The sequence below is a fragment of the Geothrix oryzae genome (assembly GCF_030295385.1).
In the GTDB taxonomy this organism is placed as follows: domain Bacteria; phylum Acidobacteriota; class Holophagae; order Holophagales; family Holophagaceae; genus Geothrix; species Geothrix oryzae.
In genome coordinates, this window is the sequence record NZ_AP027079.1 from 3,188,570 (window position 1) to 3,212,846 (window position 24,277).

Here is a 24,277-nt window from a genome sequence, read left to right on the forward strand (position 1 = left end):
CTTAGCCTGGGTTGAACCTTCGAGTCTAACTGAATCAAGAAAGCCCCGGCAGTACCGGGGCTTTCTTGCTCGAAGGGGCCTCCCTCAGCGGGGCGGGATGGCCAGGGTGACCTTCTGGACCCCGTTCGGGGACTGGATGAAGAGCAGCAGGGTGCGGCCCGAGGCCTTCTTCACCTGGGCGTTGAACTCGGCGAGGCTGTTCACGGGCTGGCGGCCCACCTCGGTGATGACCATGCCCTGGGCCAGGCCCCGGTCCGCGGCCGGGGAGCGGGGATCCACGGAGGTCACCACCACGCCCTTGAGCCGGTTCTTCACATCCAGGGGCTCCACGGTGAAGCCGTAGGCCTTTTCCAGGTTGATGCTCTTCAGGTCGCCCTGGGGCTTGGGGGCCTGCTCATCCTCGGGCTCCTCGCCGGCCTCGCGGCGGCGCTGGTCCTCGAGGGCCTTCCGGTCGCCCAGGGTGGCCGTGACGGTGAGGCTCTTGCCGTCCCGCCAGAGGGTGAGCTTGAGGGTCTCCCCCGCGCGGCGGCTGGAGACCATGGTCACCAGGTCCTCGGGGCTGCGGACGGGCTGGCCATCCAGGGCGGTGATCACATCCAGGCGCTGGACGCCGGCCTTGTCGGCCGCCTGGCCCTTCTCGACGGTGCTCACCACCACGCCCGCCTTCACGCCCAGGGCGTCCTGGTAGGCCTGATCCAGCTCCAGGGGGCCGATGCCGAGGTAGCCGCGGCTCACGGGCTTGCCGCTGCGCAGCTCCTTGATGATGCGGTTCACCTGGCTGATGGGCACCGCGAAGCCGATATTCTGGCCCGCGGGGTTGATGGCGGTGTTGATGCCGACCACCTCGCCCTTCAGGTTCAGCAGCGGGCCGCCGGAGTTGCCCCGGTTGATGGCGGCGTCGGTCTGCAGGAAGGAGCTGACGCCCGTGTCGAGTTTGCGGCCCTTGGCGCTGATGATGCCCTGGGTGACGGTGTGCTCGAGGCCGAAGGGGTTGCCGATGGCCACCACCCACTCGCCGATGCGCAGCGAATCGCTTTCGCCCAGCTTGGCGAAGGGCAGGTGCGCCGCGTCGATCTTGATGAGCGCGATGTCCAGCTCCTTGTCCTTGCCCAGCACGGTGGCCTTGTAGCTCTTCCCGTCGCTGGTCTTCACCTCCAGGGCGTTGTCGCTGCCGCCCATGCTGGCGATGACATGGTAGTTCGTGAGGATCTCGCCGGCGGGCGAGATGATGACGCCCGAGCCGCCGGACACGGCCCGCTGCTCATCCTCCCCCCCCCGGGGCGTGCGCCGCTGCTGGGGCCCGCCGGGGCCGAAGAAGAAATCGAAGAAATCCTGGCCGCCCACCTGGGGGTGCTCGAAGCGGCGGTTCTTCACGAAACTGGTGTTGGTGATGGCCACCACCGTGGGATTCAGCTTCTCGGCGACCTCCGCGATGGGCGGCAGACGGTCCAGCCCCTTCGCGTCGACCACCACCGGCCGTTCCTCCTGGGCCGAGGCCTGCCATCCGTGGCTGAGGCCCATCCCCAGGGCCATGCACCCGGCCGCAAATGCCGACAAACCCAGAACCTGCTTCACCTGACGATTCATGGAACTCCTCACTCGGCCGGATCCCCGGCATGCCCCTTCGATGACCGCAGTCCCCCGAAGGTTCCCGCTGGCCTTCCCGGGCCGCCCCGGATACTCTGGATGGTCCAACGGCGGCTGTAGCTCAGTTGGTTAGAGTACTGGATTGTGATTCCAGGTGTCGCCGGTTCGAGTCCGGTCAGCCGCCCCAGATTGAAAAAGGCCCCATCCGGGGCCTTTTTCAATCTGGAATGGCTGGACTCGAACCGGCGACAGTGGGCTCGCGGAGACAGCGCGGGGCGCTGTCGGGAGCGAGACCGGCGGACGGCAAAGCCGGACGCGGCCGGTTCGAGACCCCCTGGCTAAATCGCCCCCCACCCCCGTCCGGCTCCGGCCTAGGCCCTGGAAGCCCTTCTTTCATTGTTTTTTACTTCCGCGGCCCCATTCTCACTGGCGAAATCCCCCTTCCACCTTTAGGATTCGGGCAGCATCCGGAGTCTGTTTGCCGAACGAGCACCCCAAGGGACTGGACCTCAAGGGCTTCCTGCTCAGGATCGACCGTCTCGATGCGATCAGCCGCCTTCAGCAGGCCGAGTCGCGGATCAAGGCGCTGGAATCGCGGGTGGAGGAGCTGAGCCTGATGGAGTCCGCCACCGGACTGCCCAATCACCGGCACTTCGCCGACCGCTTGTCGCAGGCCCTGCGCCTGGCCCAGCGCCATGGCCACATCATCAGCGTGCTGCTCGTGGACCTGGACCGCTTCAAGCGCGTGAACGACCTGCTCGGCCACCAGGGCGGCGACGAGGTGCTGAAGCAGGTGGCGCAGCGCCTCCAGGAGCCGTTGCGCCAGGGCGACACGATCGCCTGCGTCGGCGGCGGCCGATTCATGGTGCTGCTCCAGGAGATCAAGGACATCATGGCGGCGGCGCGGGTGGGCCAGAAGCTGCTGGAGGCCCTCCAGGCGCCCTTCCGCGCCGGCGCCCGGGAGCTGGACCTCACCGCCAGCATCGGCGTCTGCGTCTATCCCCAGGATGGCCTGGACGCCCAGGCGCTGGAGGCCCACGCCGAGTCCGCCATGTACCGCGCCAAGGAGCGCGGCGGCAACCGCATCGAGTGCTTCACCACCACCCTCAACGAGGTCTCCCTCGAGCGCCAGGAGCTGGAGAGCTGCCTGCGGGAGGCGCTCCAGAACGACGAACTGCAGATGTACTACCAGCCCCAGTTCTTCATGGACGGCCGCCTGGCCGGGGCCGAGGCGCTCCTGCGCTGGAACCATCCCCTCCTGGGCACGGTCCCCCCCATGAAGTTCATCCCCCTGGCCGAGGAGAGCCGCCTCATCCTGCCCATCGGCGAGTGGGCGCTCCGGGAGGCCTGCGGCCAGATGGCCAAGTGGCAGGCCATCAGCCCCACCCCCCTGCTCCTCGCGGTGAATGTGTCAGTCCTCCAGTTCGCCAACGGGGACTGGGACGCCTGCGTGGCCAAGGCCCTCGCGGACACGGGCCTGGATCCGAAGTGCCTGGAGCTGGAGCTCACCGAGAGCATGGTGATGCGGCAGGACCACGAGGACCTGGTGCCCCTCCACCGGCTGCGGGAGATCGGCACCCGGATCGCCATCGACGATTTCGGCACGGGATACAGCTCCCTCAGCTACCTCCAGCGCCTGCCCATCACGACCCTGAAGCTGGACCAGTCGTTCACGGCGGCCCTGCAGTCCGAGGATCCGCAGACCTCGTCCGAGAACATCGTACGCGCGGTGATCCAGCTCGCCCACAGCCTGCACCTCACCGTGGTGGCCGAAGGCGTGGAGACCGAGGGCCAGCGGGACATGCTGGAGCTGCTGGGCTGCGACTGCCTGCAGGGATTCCTCCTGGGCCGGCCCCTGCCGGCGGACGCCTTCGAAGCCCTGCTGGAGTTCATGTCGACCAAGCAGTTCCTCAAGAAGGGGGGCCGGGCCCCGGAGGAAGTCAGGGTCGTCCGGACCTCCCCCACGGGCCGGAACCGGGGATCCCGCTGACCGACCCCAGGCAGGCGGCCAGCCCGAGCCCAGAGCGCTTGTAAAAAACAATATGTGACCCCTGCAGGCCTTGGGTCCGGAAAGGATGGGGGTGCCCCCTGTCCTTTCCGATCCCCGCAGCCACCCATGGTTCCGGAGACCGGCGCTTTTTTTTAAGCGTTCCCCGGGAGGGCCCACCTGCCGAGGTTTCCATGCTGCGCCGCACCATCGACGTCGATGAACGCCTGCCCCTGCTGCAGACCGTGCCCCTGAGCCTCCAGCACCTGTTCGCCATGTTCGGCGCCACGGTGCTCGTGCCCTTCCTCTTCAAGGTGAACCCGGCCACCTGCCTGCTCATGAACGGCGTGGGCACGCTGATCTACCTGGTGGTGGCCAAGGGCCGCATCCCCGCCTACCTGGGCTCCAGCTTCGCGTTCCTCTCCCCGGTCTTCGCCGTGCTGGCGGCGGGGTTGAGCTACTCCGCGGCCCAGGGGGGCTTCATCGTCTTCGGCCTCATCTTCATCCTGGTCTCCCAGGTGGTGCGCGTCGCGGGCACGCGGTGGATCGACATCATCTTCCCCCCGGCCGCCATGGGCGCCATCGTGGCCATCATCGGCCTGGAGCTGGCCCCGGTGGCCACCAACATGGCGGGCCTCACCGCCGGCCCCGCGGTGCTGGGCATGCCGCTGCGCCTGGCGCTGGTGGTGTCGCTGTCCACCCTGGCCGTCACCATCCTGGCGTCCATCCTGCTGCGGGGCTTCCTGGCGGTGATCCCCGTGCTGCTGGGCGTCATCGCGGGCTATCTGATCTCCCTGGGCCTCGGCGTCGTGGACTTCCAGGCGGTGCGCCTGGCTCCCTGGTTCCAGGTGCCCACCCTCTACGCGCCCACCTTCAACCTGCAGGCCATCCTCATCATCCTGCCGGCCACGCTGGTGGTGCTGGCGGAGCATGTGGGACACCTGGTGGTGACCGGGAACATCGTGGGCAAGGACCTCATGAAGGATCCCGGCCTGCACCGCTCCCTGCTGGGCGACGGCCTCTCCAATGTGCTGTCGGGCCTGGTGGGGGCCACACCCAACACGACCTACGGCGAGAACATCGGCGTCATGGCCATCACCAAGGTCTACAGCGTGTGGGTCATCGGCGGCACGGCCTGCATCGCCATCCTGGTCTCCTTCTCCGGCAAGCTCGCGGCCCTCATCCGGAGCATCCCGGTGCCCGTCATGGGCGGCGTCTGCATCCTGCTCTTCGGCGTCATCGCGGCCGCGGGCATCCGCATGCTTATCGAGAAGAAGGTGGACTACACCCAGTCCCGCAACCTGATCCTCACCTCCGTCGTGCTCATCAGCGGCATCAGCGGCGCGGCGGTGAAGGTGGGCACCGTGGAGCTCAAGGGCATGGCCCTGGGCACGGTGGTGGCCATCGCCCTCAGCCTGCTCTTCTGGGGCCTCGACCAGCTCGGCCTCAGCAACGACGCCCCGATCCCCAGCACTGACGCCCAGACCCCCGGCAGCGACACCCAACCCTGATTCAAAGGAGCTCGGCATGGAACGGTTCTTCAACCTCAAGGGAAGGGGCACGACCGTGGCCACGGAGGTGCTCGCGGGTACCACCACCTTCATCTCCATGGCGTATGTGATCTCGCTGATCCCCAACGCCTTCCTGAAGGTGGCGGGCATCGCGCCGGCCCAGGGCTTCACGGCCTTCGTGGTGTGCGCCATCCTCTCCACCCTCATCGGCGCCTTCTACGCGAACCTGCCCATCGCCTTCGCCTCGGGCATCGGCCTCTCGGCCTTCTTCGCGTTCACCGTCTGCGCGCCCGCCAACCAGGGCGGCATGGGCTACACCATCCAGGTGGCGCTCACGGCCCTGCTGCTGGAGGGCATCGTCTTCATCTTCCTCAGCGCCATGAAGGTGCGGGAAGCCTTCATGGACGCCATCCCCTTCTCGCTGAAGAAGGGCATCTCCGTGGGCATCGGCCTCTTCATCGCCATCATCGGCTTCGTGGATTCCGGCGTCACTCAGGTGGGCCTGAAGTTCGACGCGGACACGATCTTCCCCGTGCTGAAGAACGACCCCTCGGCCCTATTCGGCCTGCACGATGTGAACAACCTCTTCATCGCGAAGTTCTGGGATCACGGCCATCTCACCCCGGCCTTCTGGTCCGTGGTGGGCCTCTTCCTCATCGCCGTGCTGGTGGCCAAGCGCGTGAAGGGCGCCATCCTCCTGGGCATCCTCGCCATCACCCTGGTGGGCCTGCTGCCCGTGAGCTGGGGCGGCGGCTTCACCCACCTGCCCAAGGGCACCCTGTTCCAGATCCCGAGCTGGCCGAAGATGTTCCAGTACGACTGGAGCTGGACCAAGTCCCTGGGCGGCATGCTGAACATCTTCATCATCCTGTTCACCCTGCTCTTCGTGGACATGTTCGACACCATCGGCACGCTCATGGGCATCGGCGCCCAGGGCAAGCTGCTGGACAAGGAGGGCAAGTTCCCAGGCGCCTCCAAGGCCTTCATGGCCGACGCCGTGGGCACCACCTTCGCCTCCATGTTCGGCACCACCGCCATCACTGCCTACATCGAGAGCGCGTCGGGCGTGGCCGAGGGCGGCAAGACGGGCCTCACGGCCCTGGTGGTGGCCGGCTGGCTGGCCTTGGCGCTCTTCCTGTCGCCCCTCTTCCTGATGGTGCCCCTGCAGGCCACCGCCCCGGCGCTCATGATGATCGGCTTCTTCATGCTGTCGGAGATCAAGGAGATCCGCTTCGACGATGTCACGGATGCCATCCCCGCCTACCTCGCCGTGATCGTCATGCCCTTCACCTTCTCCATCGTCAACGGCATCGCCCTCGGCATGATCGCCTACACCGTGCTGAAGGCCGCGACCGGGCGCTTCAAGGAGATCAACCCGATCATCCTCGTGCTCTCCGTCATCTTCCTGCTCAAGCTTCTCTTCCTGTCCGCCTAGGACCCGCCTTCCTTCCCGGAGCATCCATGACCAAACTCGCCCTCGCCCTCCTCGCGGCCGCAGCCCTTCCCATCGCCGCCGCCGACTGGAGCGACACCTTCATCGGCTACCGCACCGGCACGCAGTTCCGCGAGCCTGGCATCGACGGCACTGTGGAGAAGAACATCGTGCAGCTGAGCCATGTCAGCGGCTGGGCCTACGGCTCGAACTTCTTCAACGCCGACATGCTCATGTCCGACAAGAACGACCCCGCCAACGGCGGGAAGACCGGCGCCAACGAAGTGTATGTGGTCTACCGCGGCTCCCTGAGCCTGGGCAAGATCCACAAGAAGGATCTCGGCTTCGGCCCCGTGCGCGACATCTCCGTCACCGGCGGGTTCGACTTCAACGCGAAGGACAACGCCTTCGCCTCCAAGAAGCGCTTCCTCGTCCTGGGCCCCACCCTGAACTTCAAGATGCCCAGCGGCTTCCTGGATCTCGGCGTCTGGGCCTGCCACGAACAGAACTACAACGGCATCGTGGGCAAATCCGTGGACTTCAAGACCACCTACCTGATCTCCGCCGCCTGGGGCATCCCCTTCCAGATGGGCACCGTGGGCGCCGAGTTCAAGGGCTACGCCAACTATGTGGGCGCCAAGGGCAAGGATGGCTTCGGCGTCGAGACCAAGCCCGAGACCCTGGCCAACCTCTCCCTGCTCGTGGACATCAGCCCCGTCTTCGGCACCAAGGGCAAGGTCTTCGTCGGTGGCGGCTTCGAGTACTGGAACAACAAGTTCGGCGGCCAGAACCACGACGGTCCCGCCCCCCTCACCAACAAGCGGGTGACCGCCCCCATGGCCCAGCTGCAGGTCCACTTCTGAGATCTGTGGAAGGCAAAAAGGGGGGCCTCCTGGGCCCCCTTTTTCATCTGAGCGATGAACCTCAACCCAGAAGCTTGGCCATCACCTCGGAGTGCAGGTTCCAGTGGAGGAATCCCGCCAGACCGAAGATCAGGCCGATGCTCGCGAAGACCCCCGCCACGGCGAAGAGCCACCGCTTCCGGGTGAGGGCCGTGACCCCCGCCAGCGCCACGGCCACACTCAGGCAGGCCTCCGCCAGGTCGAACTGGTCGTCATGGACATTCATCGCCTCGTAGTCTTTGGCGGCCTGCTCCGCCTCGGCCTTGATCTGCTCCTTTTCCCGTTCGTACTTTTTCGCGGCCGCTTCCTGGGCGGCGATGCGGGCTTCCACCTTGGCCTGCGCCGCTGGCTTCAATCCGGGGCTCATGTCGAGCTGGACCCTCAGCATCTCCACCGCGTTCTCAGCGATGTGCTGCTTGGTGCTCTTGCTCTGGTAGTAGGCCCACTGGTCCACCGCTCTGGCCTGGGACTGCTGCATCGCCTGGACGACATTGCCGTCCTTCACATTGCACAGGGCCATGAAGGTCGCCACCACGGCCACGAAAAGCGCGATGAACCCGTTCAGGCGGCTGTCGCCCGCATGGTCCTGGACCTCCTCCTGGATCGGATCGAGGGATTCCGGCATGGGCTCCTCCTGGAAGGCCCCAGTCTAGGGCCATGCCACCGGCAAGGCCCATCCACCCCCGACCCGCTAGACTATCCCTCGCGCGCCTATAGCTCAGGTGGATAGAGCAACGGCCTTCTAAGCCGTAGGTCGCTGGTTCGAGTCCAGCTAGGCGCACCAAGTGCGCCTGGCTGGACTCGGGCCAGCCCCGGCCGCGCGGACGCGGCCAGGATCCAGCGTCGAATGGGATCGTGGAGGCGCGACTTGATGTCGCGCCGGAGCGAGACCGGCAGACGGCACAGCCGGATGCGTTCGAGGCCAGCGTGAACCGGATCGGCCTCTCTACCCCTCCGCTGGACTCGAATCAGGCCAGGACATCGAACGCGCCGGTCCTCGCGCTGAGCCCGGCGCGCGGCCTCCCCTGCGGACCGTAGGAACGCTCGTCGACGGGTGCCTTCCGGGAGGCGGGCCCGAACGGGTCCTCCTTTGGATGGGCCAAGGCGTAGGCCAGGTCCTCCGCCGGCGAGACCTGGCCGTTGCGATTGGCATCCCGCGGGTCGCTGGCCGCGACCAGGTTGGGCGTCTCCCTGGGACTGTATGGGGTCGAAGTGGCCGCCTCCGCCCTGGAGGACGAGCGGCCCTCCCGCAGGCGCTTGAGGATCTCCAGCTGTGGGTGCCTCAGGGCGTAGGCCTGATCTTCGGCGGCCGAAACGACACCGTCCTGGTTGGTGTCCCTCGGGTCATAGGCGAGCGCCTTCAGGGCGCTGGGACCCGAAGTTGTAGAAGCACTCTGGATGCCGCCGATCTGCATGCCCATTCCCCCCAGGGGGACGCTCCGAAAGAATAGGTCCCGAAACGCGGTGGCGCCCATCCATCCACCCAGACCCGCTAGACTTTTCCCTCCATGTCCCCTGATGCCTCCTTCCACCTCGATCCGGAGCTCGTGCGTTTCATGACGAGCGGCATCTCCATGAATGCGGGTTCAGGGAGCGCCGACGGGACGCCCAGCCAGTGCCGGGTCCTCGGCTGCCGCGTGGATCCCGGAACGGACCTCGTCACAGTCTTCTTCGCCGAGCCCCAGGCCGTCGACCTGCTGCGGGATGTCGCCCGATCCGGCAAGCTGGCCGTGGTCTTCAGCGACCCCCCCACGCACCGGACGGTCCAGGTCAAGGGCTCCGACGCCCGCCGGGTGCCGCTGGCCGAGGGGGACCTGGCGCGGGTGGCCGCCTACCGCACGGCCTTCGTCCAGTGCCTCCTGCCCCTGGGATTCACCGAACCCATGGTCCGCACCTTCCTCGATTGCCCGGACGCCGGCCTGGTGGCCCTGACCTTCACGCCGGAAGCCGCCTTCAACCAGACCCCGGGAGCCCCGGCCGGCTCCCCCTGGGCCCCGGGGGCCTGATGCTCCCCACCCGCGCCCTCCGCGACTGCCTCGACGGCGACATCCCCGGCGTGGTCTCCACCTGCGCGGCCGACGGAACGCCCAATGTGGCCTACATGTCCCAGGGCCAGTACCTGGACCGGAATCACCTGGCCCTGTCCTACCAGTTCTTCAACCGCACCCGCCAGAACATCCTGGCCAACCCCCGGGCCACCCTGGGCCTCATCCACCCCCAGACCGCCCAGCAGTACCGGGTCCACCTCACCTACCAGCGGACGGAAACGACGGGTCCCGTCTTCGAGTCCATGAAGGCCAAGCTCGCCGGCATCGCTTCGCACACGGGCATGAGCGGCGTGTTCCGCCTGTTGGGCTCCGACATCTACCGCATCGAGCGGGTGGAAGTGGTGCCCGGCAGCACGGTGGCGGCCCCCATCCCAGCCGTGGACGGCCTCTCGGCCCTCAGGGCCTGCATGGAGCGCCTGCCGGCCAGCCCGGATGCCGAGTCCCTGCTCGACGCCCTGCTCGACGGCCTCCTGGAGCACTTCGCCATCGAGCACGCCCTGGTCATGATGCTGGATCCAGGCCGGTCCCGGCTCTACACCGTGGCCAGCCGGGGCTACGAGACTTCCGGCGTGGGCTCCGAGATCCCGCTGGGCGAGGGGGTGATCGGCATGGCCGCCCGCGAACGGGTGCCCATCCGCATCTCGCACATGACCTCCGAGTACGCCTACGGCCGGGCCATGCGCGAAGGCGCCGAGCAGCGCGGTCTGGGCGATCTCCTGGAGACCGCGATCCCCTTCCCGGGCCTGGCGGCGCCGGGCAGCCAGCTGGCGGTGCCCATCCCCGGGGCCCGGGAACCCATCGGCGTGCTGTTCGTGGAAAGCCCCGCGGACATGCGCTTCTCCCACGCCGATGAGGATGCCCTCGTGGCCCTGGCCACCCAGGTGGGGGGCCTCTTCCGCCTGTTCCTGGCCGAGCTGGAGCTGGGGGAGGAGACCCAACCCGCGGCGGGGCAGCCGCCCCACCCCGAGGGCGCGCCCCTGCGGGTGCGGCACTATCCCGCCAACGACAGCGTCTTCCTGGGCGACGACTACCTCATCAAGGGGGTGGCCGGGAGCATCCTGTGGACCCTGCTGAAGGATCATCAGGCCCTGGGGCGCACCCAGTTCAGCAACCGCGAGCTGCGCGCCGACCCCCGGGTGCGCCTGCCGGACCAGAGCGACAACCTGGAGGCCCGCCTGGTCCTCCTGCACCGCCGCCTGGCGGAACACCAGGCCTGCGTCCAGATGGAGAAGACGGGGCGGGGGCGGTTCCGCCTGGTGGTCGACCGGCCCCTGGAACTCGAAGACATGGACCCCGGGGCCTGACCCCCCGACCTGCCCTTTCTTAAAACATCCTTAAAGGCTTGCTAATTCTTCCTTAAGGGTGGAAAAAAGACATAAACCAATCCGACTTGATGCGATAAACCCCTCATCGGGCTTTGAACCCCCCCGACCCCTGATGAGGTGAATCATGTCCCTGACCCGCCCCTTCGTCCTGGCCCTGCTCGGCGTCGCCCTGGCCCAGGCCGGCACTCCCGGCAAGTCCGTCATCCAGCGCGGGGCCTACCTGGTCTCGATCTCGGGCTGCCACGACTGCCACACCCCCCTCAAGATGGGTCCCAAGGGCCCCGAGCCGGACATGACCCGCATGCTCTCCGGGCATCCCGAGGGCCTGAAGATGCCCCCGGCGCCGAAGCTGGCGGAAGGCCCCTGGGGCTGGGTCGGCTCCCTGAGCATGACGGCCTTCACCGGCCCCTGGGGCGTGACCTACACCGCCAACCTCACCCCCGACAAGGAAACCGGCCTGGGCAGCTGGACCGAGGCTCAGTTCCTCCAGATGGTGCGCACGGGCCGGCACCTGGGCCAGGGCCGCCGCATCCTGCCCCCCATGCCCATCCAGAACCTCCAGCTCGTCAGCGAGCCGGACCTGAAGGCCATCTTCGCCTACCTGCAGTCCATCCCCGCCATCCACAACCGCGTGCCCGCCCCCATCGAGCCGGCCGCGACGCCCATCCCCATGCACTGAGCCGAGTCCGGCCATGCGCGCACTCCTCCTCGCCGCCCTGGCGGCCTTCGGCCTGGTGCCGGGGGCTGCCCGGACCCTCCCCCGGGCCCTCCCCCAGCCGCCCCGCCTGCTGTCCCAGACCGGCCTCTATGCCGCCTCCGGGGTGGTGGACGCCCGGCACCTGGCCTATGCGCCCCAGTACCCGCTATGGACCGATGGCGCCGCCAAGTCCCGGTGGCTCCACCTCCCGGCGGGGACGGCCATCGACGGGCGCGACGAGGAGGGCTGGGTCCTCCCGGTGGGCACCAAGGCCTGGAAGGAGTTCCGCTTCGGCGGCCGCAAGGTGGAGACGCGCCTGATCTGGAAGACCGGCCCGGCGACCTGGGTCTTCGCCAGCTATGCCTGGAACGAGGCCCAGACCGACGCCACGCTCGTGCCCGAGGACGGCCAGCCGGAGGCCGCCGAGATCGCCCCCGGCCTGCGCCACAGCATCCCCTCCCGGGAGGACTGCCGCGGCTGCCACGGCCGGGAGCAGGTGGAGATCCTGGGCTTCAACGCCCTCCAGCTTTCGCCGGATCGCGATCCCGGCGCCCTCCACGCGGAGGCCCTGCAGCCGGGCATGATCACCCTCGACGACCTGGTCGCCCGGCACCTCCTGCGGGGCGCCCGCCCGGACCTGCTGAGCCGCCCGCCCCGCATCGCCGCGGAAACCCCGGCCGCCCGCACGGCGCTGGGCTACCTCCAGGCCAACTGCGCCGCCTGCCACCGTGCCGACCGGCCCATCCCGGGCCTCCAGCTGGACCTCCGCCCCCGGGCCGCCCTCCGCACGACCCTGGATCAACCCGGCTCCTACCGCATTCCCGGTCAGGCGGACTCGCGGATCCTGAGCCCCGGCCACCCGGAGCGCAGCACGCTGCTCCACCGCATGGCCTCGCGCCATGCCCTCTCCCAGATGCCCCCCCTGGGCTCGGTCCTGGTGGACCAGGCGGCGGTGGACCACCTCCGCCGCTGGATCGCCGACGCACCGCTCCTTCCCTCCCACTGACCTCCCATCCCCGAGGACGCCATGCACCCCTCCCGACCCGCCCCCACCCGCCTCGACCTGCTCGGGGCCATGCTCCGCATCCGGGCCTACGAAGAAAAGATCGTGGCCTTCCATGAACGGGGCCCCTTCCCCCATGTCTGCACCTCCGTGGGCCAGGAGGCCACCGCCGTGGGCGTGGTCTCCGCCCTCCACCCCGACGACCAGATCCTCACCAACCACCGCAGCGCCGGACACCTCCTGGCCCGCGGCGCCGATCCGGGCCGCCTCCTGGCCGAGGTCATGGGCCGCAGCACGGGCTACTGCAAGGGCCGCAGCGGCACCCTGCACATCTCCGCCAAGGAGCTGGGGGTCATCCTCACCTCCACCATCGTGGGCGGGGAGCTCTCCCTGGCCCCCGGCGTGGCGCTCTCGCGCAGCCTGCTCGGCGGCGAGGGCATCGTGGTCTGCTTCTTCGGCGACGGCGCCGCCTGCGAAGGCATCTTCCACGAATCGCTGAACCTGGCCTCCGTGTGGAATCTGCCGGTGCTCTATGTCTGCGAGAACAACCAGTGGCAGGCCTTCGTGCACCGCAAGGAGACCATGGTGGGCGATCACATCGCCCCCTGGGCCGCCTCCTACGGCATGGACAGCCTCACGGTGGATGGCAACGACGCGGAAGCCGTGCTGGAAGCCGCCACCCGCGCCGCGGCGCAGGTGCGTGCCACCCGCCGCCCCTTCCTCCTGGAAGCCTGGACCTATCGCCAGCGGGGCCACATGGAGCCCCATGACCAGTCCTATGTGGATCCCGCCGAGATCCAGACCTGGCTGGCCAAGGACCCCATCGCCCGCCTGGAGGAGCGCCTCCTGGCCTCCGGCGAGCTGACCCGGGAGGGCCTCGAAGCCCTCCGCGCCGACGCTCGCGCCGCCATGGAAGCGGCCGCGGACTTCGCCACCGCCTCCCCCTACCCCGATCCCTCTGAACTCACCGCCGGCGTCTACGCCTGAGGAGCCCCCATGTCCCTGATGACCGCCCATGAAGCCCTCGACCAGGCCGTAGCCGAAGAGATGCACCGCGATGCCCGCGTGCTGATGTTCGGCGAAGGCGTCGCCACCAAGCGCAAGCACCTGCTGGACGCCTTCGGGCCCCAGCGCGTGCGCAACACCCCCCTCGCCGAGGGCATCATCGCCGGCACGGCCGCCGGGGCCGCCGCCACGGGCCTGCGCCCGGTGGTGGACCTGCTCTTCGCGCCCTTCCTCTGCTTCGCCATGGACGAGATCGTGAACAGCGCCGGCAAGCTGCGCTACATGTCCGGGGGCCAGTTCTCGTTCCCCATGGTGGTGCTCACCATGACCGGCGGCGGGTGGACCGTGGGCGCCCAGCACAACCACAACCTGGAGGCCTGGTTCGTCCACAGCCCCGGCCTCAAGGTGGTGATGCCCTCCACGCCGGAGGACTTCAAGGGCCTCATGAAGGCCGCCATCCGCGACGAGAATCCCGTCCTCTTCTTCATGGACATGGCCCTGGCCTTCGTCCCCGGCGAGGTGGCCGAGGGCGAGGTCTTCGTGCCCCTGGGCCAGGCCGCCATCCGGCGGGAGGGCACGGAGGTCACCCTCATCTCCTACGCCAAGACCGTGCACACCTGCCTCGCCGCCGCCGAGACGCTGGCGGAGCAGGGCGTCTCCGCCGAGGTCATCGACCTGCGCACCCTGAAGCCCCTGGACGAGGCGACCATCCTCGCCTCCGTCCGCAAGACCGGCCGGGCCGTGGTGGTGCACGAAGCCAGCCGGCTCTGCGGCGTGGGGGCCGAAGTGACGGCCCTCCTGTCCGAGCAGGCCTTCGACGCCCTCAAGGCGCCCGTCGTGCGGCTCACCGGTCCCGATGCACCGGCCCCGTCCAGCTACCCGCTGGAGCAGGCCTTCACCCCCCAGGCCGACGCCATCGTCCAGGCCGCGACTCAGCTGGTGGCGCGGAGCCCCGAGGTCGCCCCGATCTGGTGAGGTCGGGGAGCCCCGGATCAGATCACTGGAGCGCTTTTCCTCAGGCGCTCCGGTGATCCTTCAGGTACGCCACATAGGCCAGGTCCGACTCGCAGATGTGGTGATCCAGCCAGGCCCCCAGGAACGCGACCACCTCCAGATCCACCCGCTGCCCCTTGAGCCGCCGGTACTGGAGGTCGCGGGCCTGGTGGATCAGCTCCAGGTGCTGCTCCGCATGGGCAAGACGCCCGGGGAACCCCATCTCCTTCATGAGGGATTCCTCGGTCTGGCAGTGCCGGATGATGTGCTGGACGATGAAGGCCAGCTCCTCGTCCACCCGGGATTCATCCCTCCGCCCCTCGGCCGCGGAGCCGAGCGCCCCGGCCAGCCGGTCCAGGGCCTCGAACAGCCCCCGGTGCTGGGCATCGATGGGCTCCAGCCCGGTCTCGTACTGCTCCCGCCAGCGCTCGGATGGCATCAGGCTCTCCATCGGGACGGGAGGAGATCCGCCCCGGGACAAAAAGAATACTACAGGGTCAATTAACGGCGGCACCTCCGCCTTTCGGACTGCCTCGCCCGGTCGTGATTCGAACTGCGTCTGGCTTCGCCAGCCGCCGGTATCGCTCCAGCGCCACATCAAGTGGCGCCTCCGCGATCCCACTCGAGCGTTCGAATCACGGCTCTTTTTCCGACCAAGAAAAGGGGGCCGGAGGGCCCCCTTTTCTTGGTCGGAGCGGAGAGATTCGAACTCTCGACCCCCTGCTCCCAAAGCAGGTGCGCTACCAGGCTGCGCCACGCTCCGATGACACCAGTGTACCGCTACTTCCCGCTGATCGCGACGCTGCGGAGGTTGAGGCCGGCGCGCTGGAGGTCGAAGATGCGGCCGGCGAGGCCCACCAGGAGCTGGGTTTCCATCTCCTCGCGGCCGCGCTTGGTGGCGCCGGCGGGGGGGATGGCGGCGATGTCGGCGGCGGTGCGGGTCTTGGACCAGGCCAGGTCCATGGCGAAGGAGATGCGCTTGTCCTGGCTGGCCAGCTCACCCGCCACATTGGACATGAGGCCGTCGCCGCCGTAGCCCAGTCGCAGCCAGCCCGGGCCTTCGAAGCCGCGGCTGCTGTTGCCCACATTGACGGACTGGAGCTTGCCTCCGGCGCCGTAGCTGAAGTCCATGCGGGTCTGGACGCCCTGCTCGTCGTTGCGGAACTCCAGGCGCTGGGGCAGCTTGGTGGCCTTGTCCACGATCACCTCCAGGCGGCCGCGCTTCCAGAAGCCCAGGCTCTGCGCCAGGCTCTGCTCGCGCTTCTTCGCGTCCCAGGGCTGGGTGGGGGCGTTGAAGACGATGCGCTGGAGGATGCGGCCCCCGGCGGAGTCCTCACCGGCCAGGCTGGGCTGGAAGGTGGGGGCGTCCACATAGACGGTGCGGATGTCGTTGAGGGTCTGCCGGAACCAGGTCATGAAAGTCGTGGGGGCATCGGAGGGCGGCATGTCCACGCGGGTGGTGTAGGCGTTCTGCTCCTTGCTGTAGAGGAAGCCGCGGTTGCCGCGCCGGGTGTAGAGCATGGTCCCGAAGTCGCCGGCCAGGTCGGTCTTGAAGTCGCCGTTGGCGAAGTAGATGCCCTTGACCCGGAGGTTGGCCTGGCCGCCCTGGCTGTTGCCCTTCACCTGGCCCTGGCTGAGGCTGTCCACCTTCTGGTTCACGGCGGCGCCGCTGAGGGTCACGCCGAGCGTGCCCTGCATCTGCACGGAGGTGATGCCCTGGTAGGGCTGGCCGAACCAGCCGGCATCCACCGCATCGAGCACCTGGCGGAAGGCCTGGCGGGCGGCTTCGGCATCGGGATTCGTCTTGGCGGCGGCCTTGGCAGCGGGCTTGGTGGTGGGCTTGGCCTTGGCACCCTGGGCGGACAGGAGGGTGGCACCGAGCACGAGGGGCAGAAAGATCAGACGCATGAGGACTCCAGGGTCAACGACGGGGATGCCCGGAGGCGGGCTTTGGTTCCGGCCGTTCTTTGGCGTAGCAGGCACGGCACAGGGCCTTCGCGGGATCCTCCGGCACGAAGGGCAGGTATTCCTGGCCCCCGCAGACGGCACAGGTGATGTGGGTGAGGATGCGGGCCGCGTCCTTGCCGCCCTTCCGCTTGTAGGTGAAGGAGCGCCGGTAGCAGTCGGGGCAGAGGTAGAACTTCTGGCCCGTCTCGACCCTGAAGTGCATGCCGCACTCCGCGCAGATCTTCTCCCGGGGGGCTTTGGGATCCGGCGGGGCCACGGCCACCCGCTTGGTCAGCAGGACCGGGGGCTTCGCCGGGGCGGTTGCGGGAACCGCCTCCCCGGATTCGGGGTCATTGGAGGGTTTCGGCCCTTTGATCATCGTGTTGGTCCCACAGCGGCCGGGGCCGGAACAATCAGAGTACCGCATCCAGACCCGGGGGGCGAGTTCCGGTCCTGGCGGGGTGCTGGCATGCTGGGCTCATGGCCTCCCCCCTCGAGCTTCTGGAGCCCCTGCGCCGCGGCGAGCCGCGCGCCGTGGGGCGCGCCATCTCGTGGATGGAGAACGGCCACCCGGGAGCCCGGCCCCTCATGGCCAGCCTCTGGCCCCACCTGGGCCGGGCAGTCGTGATCGGCATCACGGGTGCCCCCGGCGCCGGCAAGAGCACGCTCACCGACCAGCTGGCCCGCACCCTCCGCGCCCAGGGCCAGAAGGTGGGCATCCTGGCGGTGGATCCCACCTCGCCCTTCAGCGGCGGCGCCATCCTGGGCGACCGCATCCGCATGCAGCGCATCGCGGCCGACCCCGGCATCTTCATCCGCAGCATGGCCACCCGGGGCGCCCTGGGCGGCCTGGCCCGCGCCACCCAGGACGCCATCGACATCCTGGATGCCGCCGGCTTCGGCACGATCCTCGTCGAGACCGTGGGCGTGGGCCAGGACGAGGTCGATGTGGTGGCCTGCGTCCAGACCTGCTGCGTGGTGCTGGTGCCGGGCATGGGCGACGAGATCCAGGCCATCAAGGCCGGAATCATGGAAGTGGCCGATCTCTTCGTGATCAACAAGGCCGACCGCGATGGGGCGGACCAGGTGGAACGGGAGATCGAGGCCATGAAGTCCCTGGCCATGCCCCGGGACTGGGATCCCCCCGTGCTGCGCACGGTGGCCCAGCAGGGCGAGGGCATCCAGGCGCTGCTGGACCGGGCGGGGGACCACGGCCGCTGGCTGCGGGCCCACGGGGGGCTGGCCGCCAAGGCGAGAGAGCGCGCCCGCCTCCGGTTCGAGTCCCTGCTGGCGGAGGAGGTCCTGCGGCGGGCCAAGGCCCAGGCGGGGCCGGCCCGCGTGGAGGCCGCCATCCAGGCCATCGCCGACCGGGCCCTGGATCCCTACTCGGCCGTGGCGGAAATCCTGGGCGAAGCTTGAGTTGCGGGGCATTCACCCGATAGGCGGGACATGGGAAGCCGCAGCCTGAACAAGGAAGACCACGAAGCCATCCGCATGGTGTTCCAGCGCCTCTGCGAGGCCGAGGACAAGGTGGAGCTGCACTTCGGGGCCTTCAAGGGCGAGTTCCGCGTGCTGGCCGAGGCCTCGGACCGGGTCATCCTCGGCATCTCGGAGGTGGAGCGGGGCCAGTGGCGCCTGAAACCCGGCTCCCGGCTCACCCTGAACCTGCTGGACCGGGGCCTGCCCTTCGAGGCCGTGGTGGATTTCCAGGGCCACGGCCGGATCCACGGCGCGGAGGCCTGCCATGTGACCCTGCCTCGCCTGCTGCGGGCCCTGGACACCCACCGGCTTGCGGATTTCTCCCCGGACCGGCCCGTGCCCTGCGCCTTCGGGGACCAGCAGAACAATGTGCGGGACGGCACGGCCACGGCGTTCGGAGAAGACGGCCTGGAGCTGGCCCCGCCGGAAGGCACGCGCATCCTGGGCGACATGCTGAGGCTCAACGCCACCTCCACCGTGGAGCTCCGCGCCGCCGTGGGGGACAGCCTGGCCCTGCCGGTCCGGGTGGCCTACTTCGGCGAGCGGGTCTGGGGCCTGCGCATCCTGGATTCGGCCGACCCGAAGCTGGTGGGACGCTACCGCCAGTGGGTGATGGAGGCGCGGCACCGCCAGGAACAGAAGGACCGCTCCCGCTTCAACCCGGGAGGTCTGGAGGCCACGCGGATCCCCGGCAAGCCGGATCCCACCCGCGCCTCCGCCGCCCCCCGCCTGCTTGTGGACAAGGACCCCCTCCTGCTCGTGGTGGCCGAGGACGAGGCCCTCTGCGCCCGGCTGGCGGAGGCCCTGGGCCGCAAGTACGGTCTGGCCGCCCTGGACGGCAGCCAGGGCCTCCTCAGGCCCAGCCTCGCCTCCCTGGGGGTCGGCGAGCGGGACTGGGGCCGGGTCAAGCTCGTGATCATCCACCAGCGGATCCGCGCGGGCACCGCCTCGGAACTGTGCCGGCGGCTGGTCAAGAAGGAAGGCTGCCCCCTGCCCGTCCTCCTCGCCGGCCAGGAAGAGGACGCCGAACTGAAACGGAACCGTGCCATCGCGGCCGGGGCAGTGGATCATCTGGTGGTGGAACCCTTCCACATCCTGAGCGTGCTCCGCACCCTCGACGCGACCCTTGCCTTGTTCAACTAGATTTCAGAATCCCCCGCCGTCCTCCGATGCGGAGGGGTTGCCCGTTTCGCCCCGATGGAGTTGTCGATGTCCTGGTCAGATCGCCTGAGTGTGCGCGGTAAACTGCTATTGATGCTTGCCTTGCCGATGGCCGGATACGCATTCTTCAACCTGCATGACACCTGGGGGAACTACCAGGAGCTGCGCGCCGCGGGCCTGGTCGAGCAGGGGCTGGACATGGCCCAGCCCCTCTGGCGCTCCTTCGTCTTCAACATCGCCGCCTCCTTCGTCGTCTGGATCGTTACCTTCCTGGTGGTCTACCGCCTCAGCCTCCGCATCACCCAGCCCCTGAAGGCCCTGGCCGAAGGCCTGCAGCGCAGCGACTTGACCCTCCAGCTGGCGGTGGCCAGCGAGGACGAGGTGGGCCAGGCCGCCGCGGCCTTCAACGCCTACAACAGCCGCCTGCGGACCATCTTCCGGGACCTCACCGGCTCCTCGGGCTCCGTGGCCAGCGGCGCCACCCAGCTCTCCGCCTCCAGCGAGCAGATGGCCGCCACCAGCAGCTCCCTCGCCCAGAACTCCGAAGCCCAGCGCGCCGCGTTCGAGCGGGTGGCCGCGGCCGTCACCGAACTCTCCGCCTCCATCGAGCAGGTGTCCGGCAACATCCGGCGCTCCCAGCAGGAATCCGAGGCCGCCGTCGCGGCCGTGAACCTGGGCTCCGGGGCGGGCCGCGAAAGCGCCAAGGCCATGGAGGACATCCGGACGGTGGCCGCCACCATGGTGACCGCCGTGCGCCTCATCCAGGACATCGCCCGGCAGACCAACCTGCTCTCGCTGAACGCCGCCATCGAGGCCGCCAAGGCCGGCGCCATGGGCAAGGGCTTCGCCGTGGTGGCCGAGGAGGTCCGCAAGCTGGCCGAGCGCAGCGGCGCCGCCGCCCGCGAGATCGGCGAGCTCATCGAGCGCAGCAACGCCTCGGTGGATCAGGGGGCGCAGATGGTGGCCGCCACCGTGGACGCCCTCGCCACCATCGAGTCGAACATCGAAGGCCTGGCGGCGATGATCCTCGAAGTGGGCGCTGCGGCCGACGAGCAGGCCCGCACCAGCGCCGAGGTGGCCGAGCAGGTCGACACCAACCTCGAGCGCGTGGCCCACAATGCCACGGCCACCCAGGAGATGGCCCGGACCGTGGCCGAGGTGGCCGGCACCGCCGCCGAGCTGGCCCGCGTCGCCGACAGCCAGAACCACCTGGTCGGGCAGTTCAAGGTCTAGGGATCAGGTCAGGGCTTGGCGATCAGGCCGTAGAGGTCCGGGCGGCGGTCCCGGAAGAATCCGAACGAGGCGCGGTGGCGCCGGATCTCATCCAGATCCAGGTCCGCCGTGATCACGCCGGAATCCGCCCGGCCCAACTCGGCCACCTTGTCGCCGCGGTGGTTCGCGATGAAGGAGTGGCCGTAGAAGGTCTGGTCGCCTTCGAGGCCGATGCGGTTGGAGGCCACCACCGGCACGACATTCGACACGGCATGGCCGACCATGGCCCGCTGCCAGAGATCCTTCGTGTCCAGGCCCGGGTTCTCGGGCTCGCTGCCGATGGCCGTGGGGTAGAGCAGGATCTCCGCGCCCAGGAGCATCATGGCCCGGGCGCACTCCGGGTACCACTGGTCCCAGCAGATGCCCACGCCCACCTTGCCGAAGCGGGTGTCCCACACCTTGAAGCCCGTGTTGCCAGGCCGGAAGTAGAACTTCTCTTCGTAGCCGGGGCCGTCCGGAATGTGGCTCTTGCGGTAGATGCCCAGCAGCGCGCCGTCGGCGTCCACCATGGCCAGGCTGTTGTAGAAGGCGTGGCCATCCCGCTCGAAGAAGGAGACGGGAATCACCACCCCCAGCTCCTTCGCCAGCGCCTGGAAGCGCGCAATCGTCGGATGTCCTTCGGCGGGCTTGGCCCAGTCGAAGAACTCGTCCTTCTCCTCCCGGCAGAAGTAATAGCCCTCGAAGAGCTCGGAAGGCAGGATCACCTGGGCCCCCCGGGCGGCGGCCTCGCGCACCAGGGCCTCGACCCGGGCCACATTCTCCTCGAGACTGCCCGTGAAGGCGCACTGGGTGGCGGCGACGCGGACGCGGGTCGTGGGCTTCACAGGACCTCCGGCTGCTGCTGGGTGATGCAATGGAAGGCGCCGCCGCCGCTGAGGATGGCCCGGGCGGAGCGGCCCAGGACCCGACGGCCCGGAAAGAGCGGCGCCAGGGCGGCCACCGCGGCTTCATCGTAGGGCGTGCCGTAGGTGGGCACCACCACGCTGCGATTGCCGATGTAGAAGTTCACGAAGCTGGCGGGCATGAGCCCGCCCTCCTCGTCGAGCACCGCGCCCGGCGAGGGGATGCGGATCACCTGGAGCCGTCGGCCCTTCGCATCGGTGAAGCCGGCCAGATCCGCGGCCAGGCGGTCCAGGGTGGCGGCATTGGGATCGGCCGGATCCATGGCCTGCATGCACACCACCACCCCCGGGGCCACGAAGCGGGCCAGCGTGTCGATGTGGCCATCCGTGTGGTCGTTGAGGAGTCCCTCGTCCAGCCACAGCACCTTTTCCGCGCCCAGGCCGTCGCGCAGGGCCGCCTCGATCTCGCTCTGGTCCAGGCCGGGATTGCGGTTGGGGTTGAGCAGGCACTGGCGGGTGGTGAGCACGGTGCCCTCGCCATCGACCTCCACGGAGCCGCCCTCGAGAACCCAGGCATGGTCGGTGCGCGGAGCGCCGCTGAGGGCCGCCACCCGGCCCGCCACCCGGTCGTCGTCGGGCAGCAGATACTTCCGGCCCCAGCCGTTGAATCCGAAGCAGGCCGCGTGCAGGGCGCCCCGGCCCTCCTTCACGAAGATCGGCGCCGTGTCCCGCAGCCAGATGTCGCCCACGGGCACCCGGTGGAAGCGCGCTTGACCGAGGACCGGAGTCAGGGCGGCGCGGGCCTCGGCCTCGGCGGCGGGATCCTGCACCAGGATGTCGAGGGCCTCGCCCCCCGCTTCCGCGATGGCCACGCAGAGGGCCGCCCATTCCGCCTGGGCCGGGCCCAGGTTCTCCCGCCAGAGGTGCCCGTGGCCGGGCCAGGCCAGCCAGCAGGCGCTGTGGCGGTCCCACTCGGCGGGTTGCAGGAAGGATGGCTGGGACATGGCTCGAAGACCCCGGGGGCTGGATGGGCCCCAGACGGAGCCACCCTCCAGTTCAGCAAAAGCCCCTCCCCAGGTCGAGCCTTATTGCTGCGATGACAGGGATCGACTCCGGAATCGCCCAAGAACCCGCGATGCCGCATACCATGATGCTTCCATCCCGAGGCCCCCGTGACCCTGATCCGCGCCCTGCGCGCCACGCTTTCGTCCCTGGTCTTGCCGCTGGTTTTATTGGGCGGCTTGGTCGGCGCCCGGGCCCAGGAGCCCGGGGCCCCCGATGCCTCGCCGCGCGCGCACTACACCAAACGCGAAGTCCTCATCCCCATGCGGGACGGCGTCAAGCTCTTCACGGCCATCTACACGCCGAAGGATGCCCGCCGCACCTACCCCATCCTGCTGCAGCGCACCCCCTACAGCGTGTGGCCCTACGGCGAGACCGCCTTCCCGCCCCACCTGGGCCCCTCGGCCCGGTTCCAGGAAGAGGGCTTCATCTTCGTCTACCAGGATGTGCGCGGCCGGATGATGTCCGAAGGCGAGTTCGTGAACATGCGGCCCCAGCGCACCGTCAGCGGGGCGGCGGTGGATGAGAGCACGGACACCTTCGACACCCTGGACTGGCTGCTGGCGCACGCGGAGCGGAACAACGGCCGCGTGGGCCAATGGGGCATCAGCTATCCCGGCTTCTACACCGCCGTGGGCATGCTGTCGGGCCACCCGGCCCTCAAGGCTGTCTCGCCGGAAGCGCCGATCATGGACTGGTTCACGGGCGACGACTTCCACCGCAACGGCGCCCTCTGGCTGCCCCACGCCTTCAACTTCATGACGAGCTTCGGCCTGCCCCGCCCGGAGCCCACCCAGAAGTACCCGACGCCCCTCCAGCATGGCACCTCGGACGGCTACGCGTGGTTCCTGCGCCTGGGCCCCACGGCCGCCACCCGGCAGTACACGAAGGAGGTGGCCTTCTGGAACGAGATGCTGGACCACCCCACCTACGATGCCTTCTGGCAGGCCCGGAACCTCCGGCCCCAGCTGAAGGCCGTGAAGCCCGCCGTGCTGACCGTGGGCGGCTGGTTCGACGCGGAGAACCTCTACGGCGCCCTCCAGCTGTTCCAGACCGTGAACCGCCAGAGCCCCGCCACGGACAACCGCCTGGTCATGGGCCCCTGGTTCCACGGCGGCTGGGAGCGCAGCAAGGGGGATCGCCTGGGGCCCGTGCTGTTCGGTTCCGACACCTCGGACTGGTTCCAGGCCGAGGTGCTCTTCCCCTTCTTCATGCACCACCTGAAGCAGGCGAAGGCCCCGGATCTCGCCAAGGCCACGGTCTTCGAGACCGGCGCCAACCGCTGGCACCGGCTGGAGGCCTGGCCGCCGAAGCAGGCGAAGGAGGCCAGGCTCTACCTCCAGCCCGGCGGAGGCCTGTCCTTCGCGCCGCCCCCCGCCGATGGGGGGGCCGATGCCTTCACCTCCGACCCGGCCAAGCCCGTGCCCTTCATCGAACAGGTCGCCATCGGCATGCCCAAGGAGTACATGACCGCCGATCAGCGCTTCGCCGGGCGGCGGCCCGATGTGCTGGTCTTCCAGACCGAGCCCCTGACCCAGGATCTGACCCTGGCCGGCCCCCTGCGGCCCGAGCTCTTCGTGGCCACCACCGGCACGGATGCCGACTGGGTGGTGAAGCTCATCGATGTCTATCCCGATGCCTTCAGGAACCCCGACTTCCATGAGGGCGGCTCGCCCTGGGATCGCACGCCCAACCCCATGGGCGGCTATCAGCAGCTGGTGCGCGGCGAGGTCATGCGCGGCAAGTTCCGCGACAGCCTCGAGCACCCGGCCCCCTTCGTGCCCGGCCAGCCCACCCGCGTGGCCTGGTCCATGAACGACATCTTCCACACCTTCAAAAAGGGGCACCGCGTCATGGTGCAGCTCCAGAGCACCTGGTTCCCCCTGATGGACCGCAATCCCCAGGTCTTCACCAACATCAACGAAGCCAAGGCCGGGGACTACCAGAAGGCCACCCACACCGTGTTCCACGACGCGGCAAGACCCAGCGGCCTCGGCCTTCTCCGGTGGCCGGAACAACCATGA

Annotated in this window: 22 protein-coding genes and 3 tRNA genes; 16 read left to right on the forward strand and 9 right to left on the reverse strand. The window is 68.9% G+C overall.

All coding sequences use genetic code 11. The annotated features are described in order from the left end of the window. Nucleotides 1-84 precede the first annotated feature (84 nt). Nucleotides 85-1,587, reverse strand: coding sequence for a trypsin-like peptidase domain-containing protein (locus QUD34_RS14725; RefSeq protein ID WP_286354452.1), 1,503 nt, complete (start codon nt 1,585-1,587; stop codon nt 85-87). 110 nt (nt 1,588-1,697) lie between these two features. Here QUD34_RS14725 and QUD34_RS14730 point away from each other — a divergent pair. The 5 genes from QUD34_RS14730 to QUD34_RS14750 all read left to right on the forward strand — a co-directional run bounded on the left by QUD34_RS14730 (nt 1,698) and on the right by QUD34_RS14750 (nt 7,380). Further along, nucleotides 1,698-1,774: transfer RNA gene (locus QUD34_RS14730), tRNA-His, on the forward strand. 291 nt (nt 1,775-2,065) lie between these two features. Further along, a complete protein-coding gene (locus QUD34_RS14735; protein WP_286354453.1) occupies nt 2,066-3,577 on the forward strand; it encodes a putative bifunctional diguanylate cyclase/phosphodiesterase in 1,512 nt (503 codons plus the stop codon). Between the two features lie 191 nt (nt 3,578-3,768). Continuing rightward, a complete protein-coding gene (gene uraA, locus QUD34_RS14740) occupies nt 3,769-5,085 on the forward strand; it encodes a uracil permease (RefSeq protein ID WP_286354454.1) in 1,317 nt (438 codons plus the stop codon). A 16-nt stretch (nt 5,086-5,101) separates the two neighbouring features. Continuing rightward, nucleotides 5,102-6,520: an NCS2 family permease gene (locus QUD34_RS14745; protein ID WP_286354455.1), complete on the forward strand. Its 1,419-nt coding sequence runs from the start codon at nt 5,102-5,104 to the stop codon at nt 6,518-6,520. Between the two features lie 26 nt (nt 6,521-6,546). Then, nucleotides 6,547-7,380, forward strand: coding sequence for a hypothetical protein (locus QUD34_RS14750; protein ID WP_286354456.1), 834 nt, complete (start codon nt 6,547-6,549; stop codon nt 7,378-7,380). Between the two features lie 61 nt (nt 7,381-7,441). Here QUD34_RS14750 and QUD34_RS14755 read toward each other — a convergent pair whose 3' ends face one another. Further along, nucleotides 7,442-8,044, reverse strand: a complete 603-nt coding sequence (locus QUD34_RS14755) for a DUF4337 domain-containing protein (protein ID WP_286354457.1) — start codon at nt 8,042-8,044, stop codon at nt 7,442-7,444. A gap of 82 nt (nt 8,045-8,126) precedes the next feature. Between QUD34_RS14755 and QUD34_RS14760 the strand changes: the two genes are divergently transcribed. Continuing rightward, nucleotides 8,127-8,203 (forward strand) — tRNA-Arg (locus QUD34_RS14760). A gap of 184 nt (nt 8,204-8,387) precedes the next feature. Here QUD34_RS14760 and QUD34_RS14765 read toward each other — a convergent pair. Further along, on the reverse strand, nt 8,388-8,834 hold the full coding sequence (locus tag QUD34_RS14765) for a hypothetical protein (protein ID WP_286354458.1): 447 nt from the start codon (nt 8,832-8,834) through the stop codon (nt 8,388-8,390). 93 nt (nt 8,835-8,927) lie between these two features. On the opposite strand from QUD34_RS14765, the gene QUD34_RS14770 reads away from it, so the two are divergent. The 6 genes from QUD34_RS14770 to QUD34_RS14795 all read left to right on the forward strand — a co-directional run bounded on the left by QUD34_RS14770 (nt 8,928) and on the right by QUD34_RS14795 (nt 14,472). Further along, nucleotides 8,928-9,425, forward strand: a complete 498-nt coding sequence (locus QUD34_RS14770; protein WP_286354459.1) for a pyridoxamine 5'-phosphate oxidase family protein — start codon at nt 8,928-8,930, stop codon at nt 9,423-9,425. Next, nucleotides 9,425-10,771, forward strand: coding sequence for a GAF domain-containing protein (locus QUD34_RS14775; protein WP_286354460.1), 1,347 nt, complete (start codon nt 9,425-9,427; stop codon nt 10,769-10,771). Before QUD34_RS14770 ends, QUD34_RS14775 begins: the two co-directional genes overlap by 1 nt. A gap of 145 nt (nt 10,772-10,916) precedes the next feature. Further along, complete coding sequence (locus QUD34_RS14780; protein ID WP_286354461.1) at nt 10,917-11,471, forward strand: hypothetical protein; 555 nt, start codon at nt 10,917-10,919, stop codon at nt 11,469-11,471. A 13-nt stretch (nt 11,472-11,484) separates the two neighbouring features. Next, nucleotides 11,485-12,495, forward strand: a complete 1,011-nt coding sequence (locus QUD34_RS14785; RefSeq protein ID WP_286354462.1) for a c-type cytochrome domain-containing protein — start codon at nt 11,485-11,487, stop codon at nt 12,493-12,495. A 21-nt stretch (nt 12,496-12,516) separates the two neighbouring features. Next, nucleotides 12,517-13,479, forward strand: a complete 963-nt coding sequence (locus tag QUD34_RS14790; protein ID WP_286354463.1) for a thiamine pyrophosphate-dependent dehydrogenase E1 component subunit alpha — start codon at nt 12,517-12,519, stop codon at nt 13,477-13,479. 9 nt (nt 13,480-13,488) lie between these two features. Further along, nucleotides 13,489-14,472 carry an alpha-ketoacid dehydrogenase subunit beta gene (locus tag QUD34_RS14795; RefSeq protein ID WP_286354464.1) on the forward strand — a complete coding sequence of 328 codons (984 nt, stop codon included), beginning with the start codon at nt 13,489-13,491 and terminating at the stop codon, nt 14,470-14,472. A gap of 40 nt (nt 14,473-14,512) precedes the next feature. On the opposite strand, the gene QUD34_RS14800 is transcribed toward QUD34_RS14795, so the two are convergent. From QUD34_RS14800 to QUD34_RS14815, 4 genes are all read right to left on the reverse strand, one after another. Next, the gene (locus QUD34_RS14800) at nt 14,513-14,929 is read right to left on the reverse strand and encodes a bacteriohemerythrin (RefSeq protein WP_286354465.1); all 417 of its coding nucleotides are present in this window, start codon (nt 14,927-14,929) and stop codon (nt 14,513-14,515) included. A 247-nt stretch (nt 14,930-15,176) separates the two neighbouring features. Next, nucleotides 15,177-15,253 (reverse strand) — tRNA-Pro (locus QUD34_RS14805). 17 nt (nt 15,254-15,270) lie between these two features. Next, nucleotides 15,271-16,398, reverse strand: a complete 1,128-nt coding sequence (locus tag QUD34_RS14810) for a hypothetical protein (protein ID WP_286354466.1) — start codon at nt 16,396-16,398, stop codon at nt 15,271-15,273. 13 nt (nt 16,399-16,411) lie between these two features. Next, complete coding sequence (locus tag QUD34_RS14815; protein WP_286354467.1) at nt 16,412-16,816, reverse strand: hypothetical protein; 405 nt, start codon at nt 16,814-16,816, stop codon at nt 16,412-16,414. 101 nt (nt 16,817-16,917) lie between these two features. Here QUD34_RS14815 and meaB point away from each other — a divergent pair, with 101 nt between their 5' ends. The 3 genes from meaB (at nt 16,918) to QUD34_RS14830 (ending at nt 20,310) form a co-directional block, all read left to right on the forward strand. Next, nucleotides 16,918-17,856: a methylmalonyl Co-A mutase-associated GTPase MeaB gene (gene meaB / locus QUD34_RS14820; protein ID WP_286354468.1), complete on the forward strand. Its 939-nt coding sequence runs from the start codon at nt 16,918-16,920 to the stop codon at nt 17,854-17,856. A gap of 30 nt (nt 17,857-17,886) precedes the next feature. After that, entirely contained in the window at nt 17,887-19,059 is a 1,173-nt protein-coding gene (locus tag QUD34_RS14825; protein ID WP_286354469.1) for a hypothetical protein, read from the forward strand. 126 nt (nt 19,060-19,185) lie between these two features. Next, the gene (locus QUD34_RS14830; protein WP_286354470.1) at nt 19,186-20,310 is read left to right on the forward strand and encodes a methyl-accepting chemotaxis protein; all 1,125 of its coding nucleotides are present in this window, start codon (nt 19,186-19,188) and stop codon (nt 20,308-20,310) included. A gap of 8 nt (nt 20,311-20,318) precedes the next feature. On the opposite strand, the gene aguB is transcribed toward QUD34_RS14830, so the two are convergent. Both aguB and QUD34_RS14840 read right to left on the reverse strand, forming a co-directional pair. Next, entirely contained in the window at nt 20,319-21,173 is an 855-nt protein-coding gene (aguB, locus tag QUD34_RS14835) for an N-carbamoylputrescine amidase (protein ID WP_286354471.1), read from the reverse strand. Beyond that, nucleotides 21,170-22,195: an agmatine deiminase family protein gene (locus tag QUD34_RS14840; protein ID WP_286354472.1), complete on the reverse strand. Its 1,026-nt coding sequence runs from the start codon at nt 22,193-22,195 to the stop codon at nt 21,170-21,172. Before QUD34_RS14840 ends, aguB begins: the two co-directional genes overlap by 4 nt. 168 nt (nt 22,196-22,363) lie before the next feature. Between QUD34_RS14840 and QUD34_RS14845 the strand changes: the two genes are divergently transcribed. Next, on the forward strand, nt 22,364-24,277 hold the full coding sequence (locus tag QUD34_RS14845; RefSeq protein WP_286354473.1) for a CocE/NonD family hydrolase: 1,914 nt from the start codon (nt 22,364-22,366) through the stop codon (nt 24,275-24,277).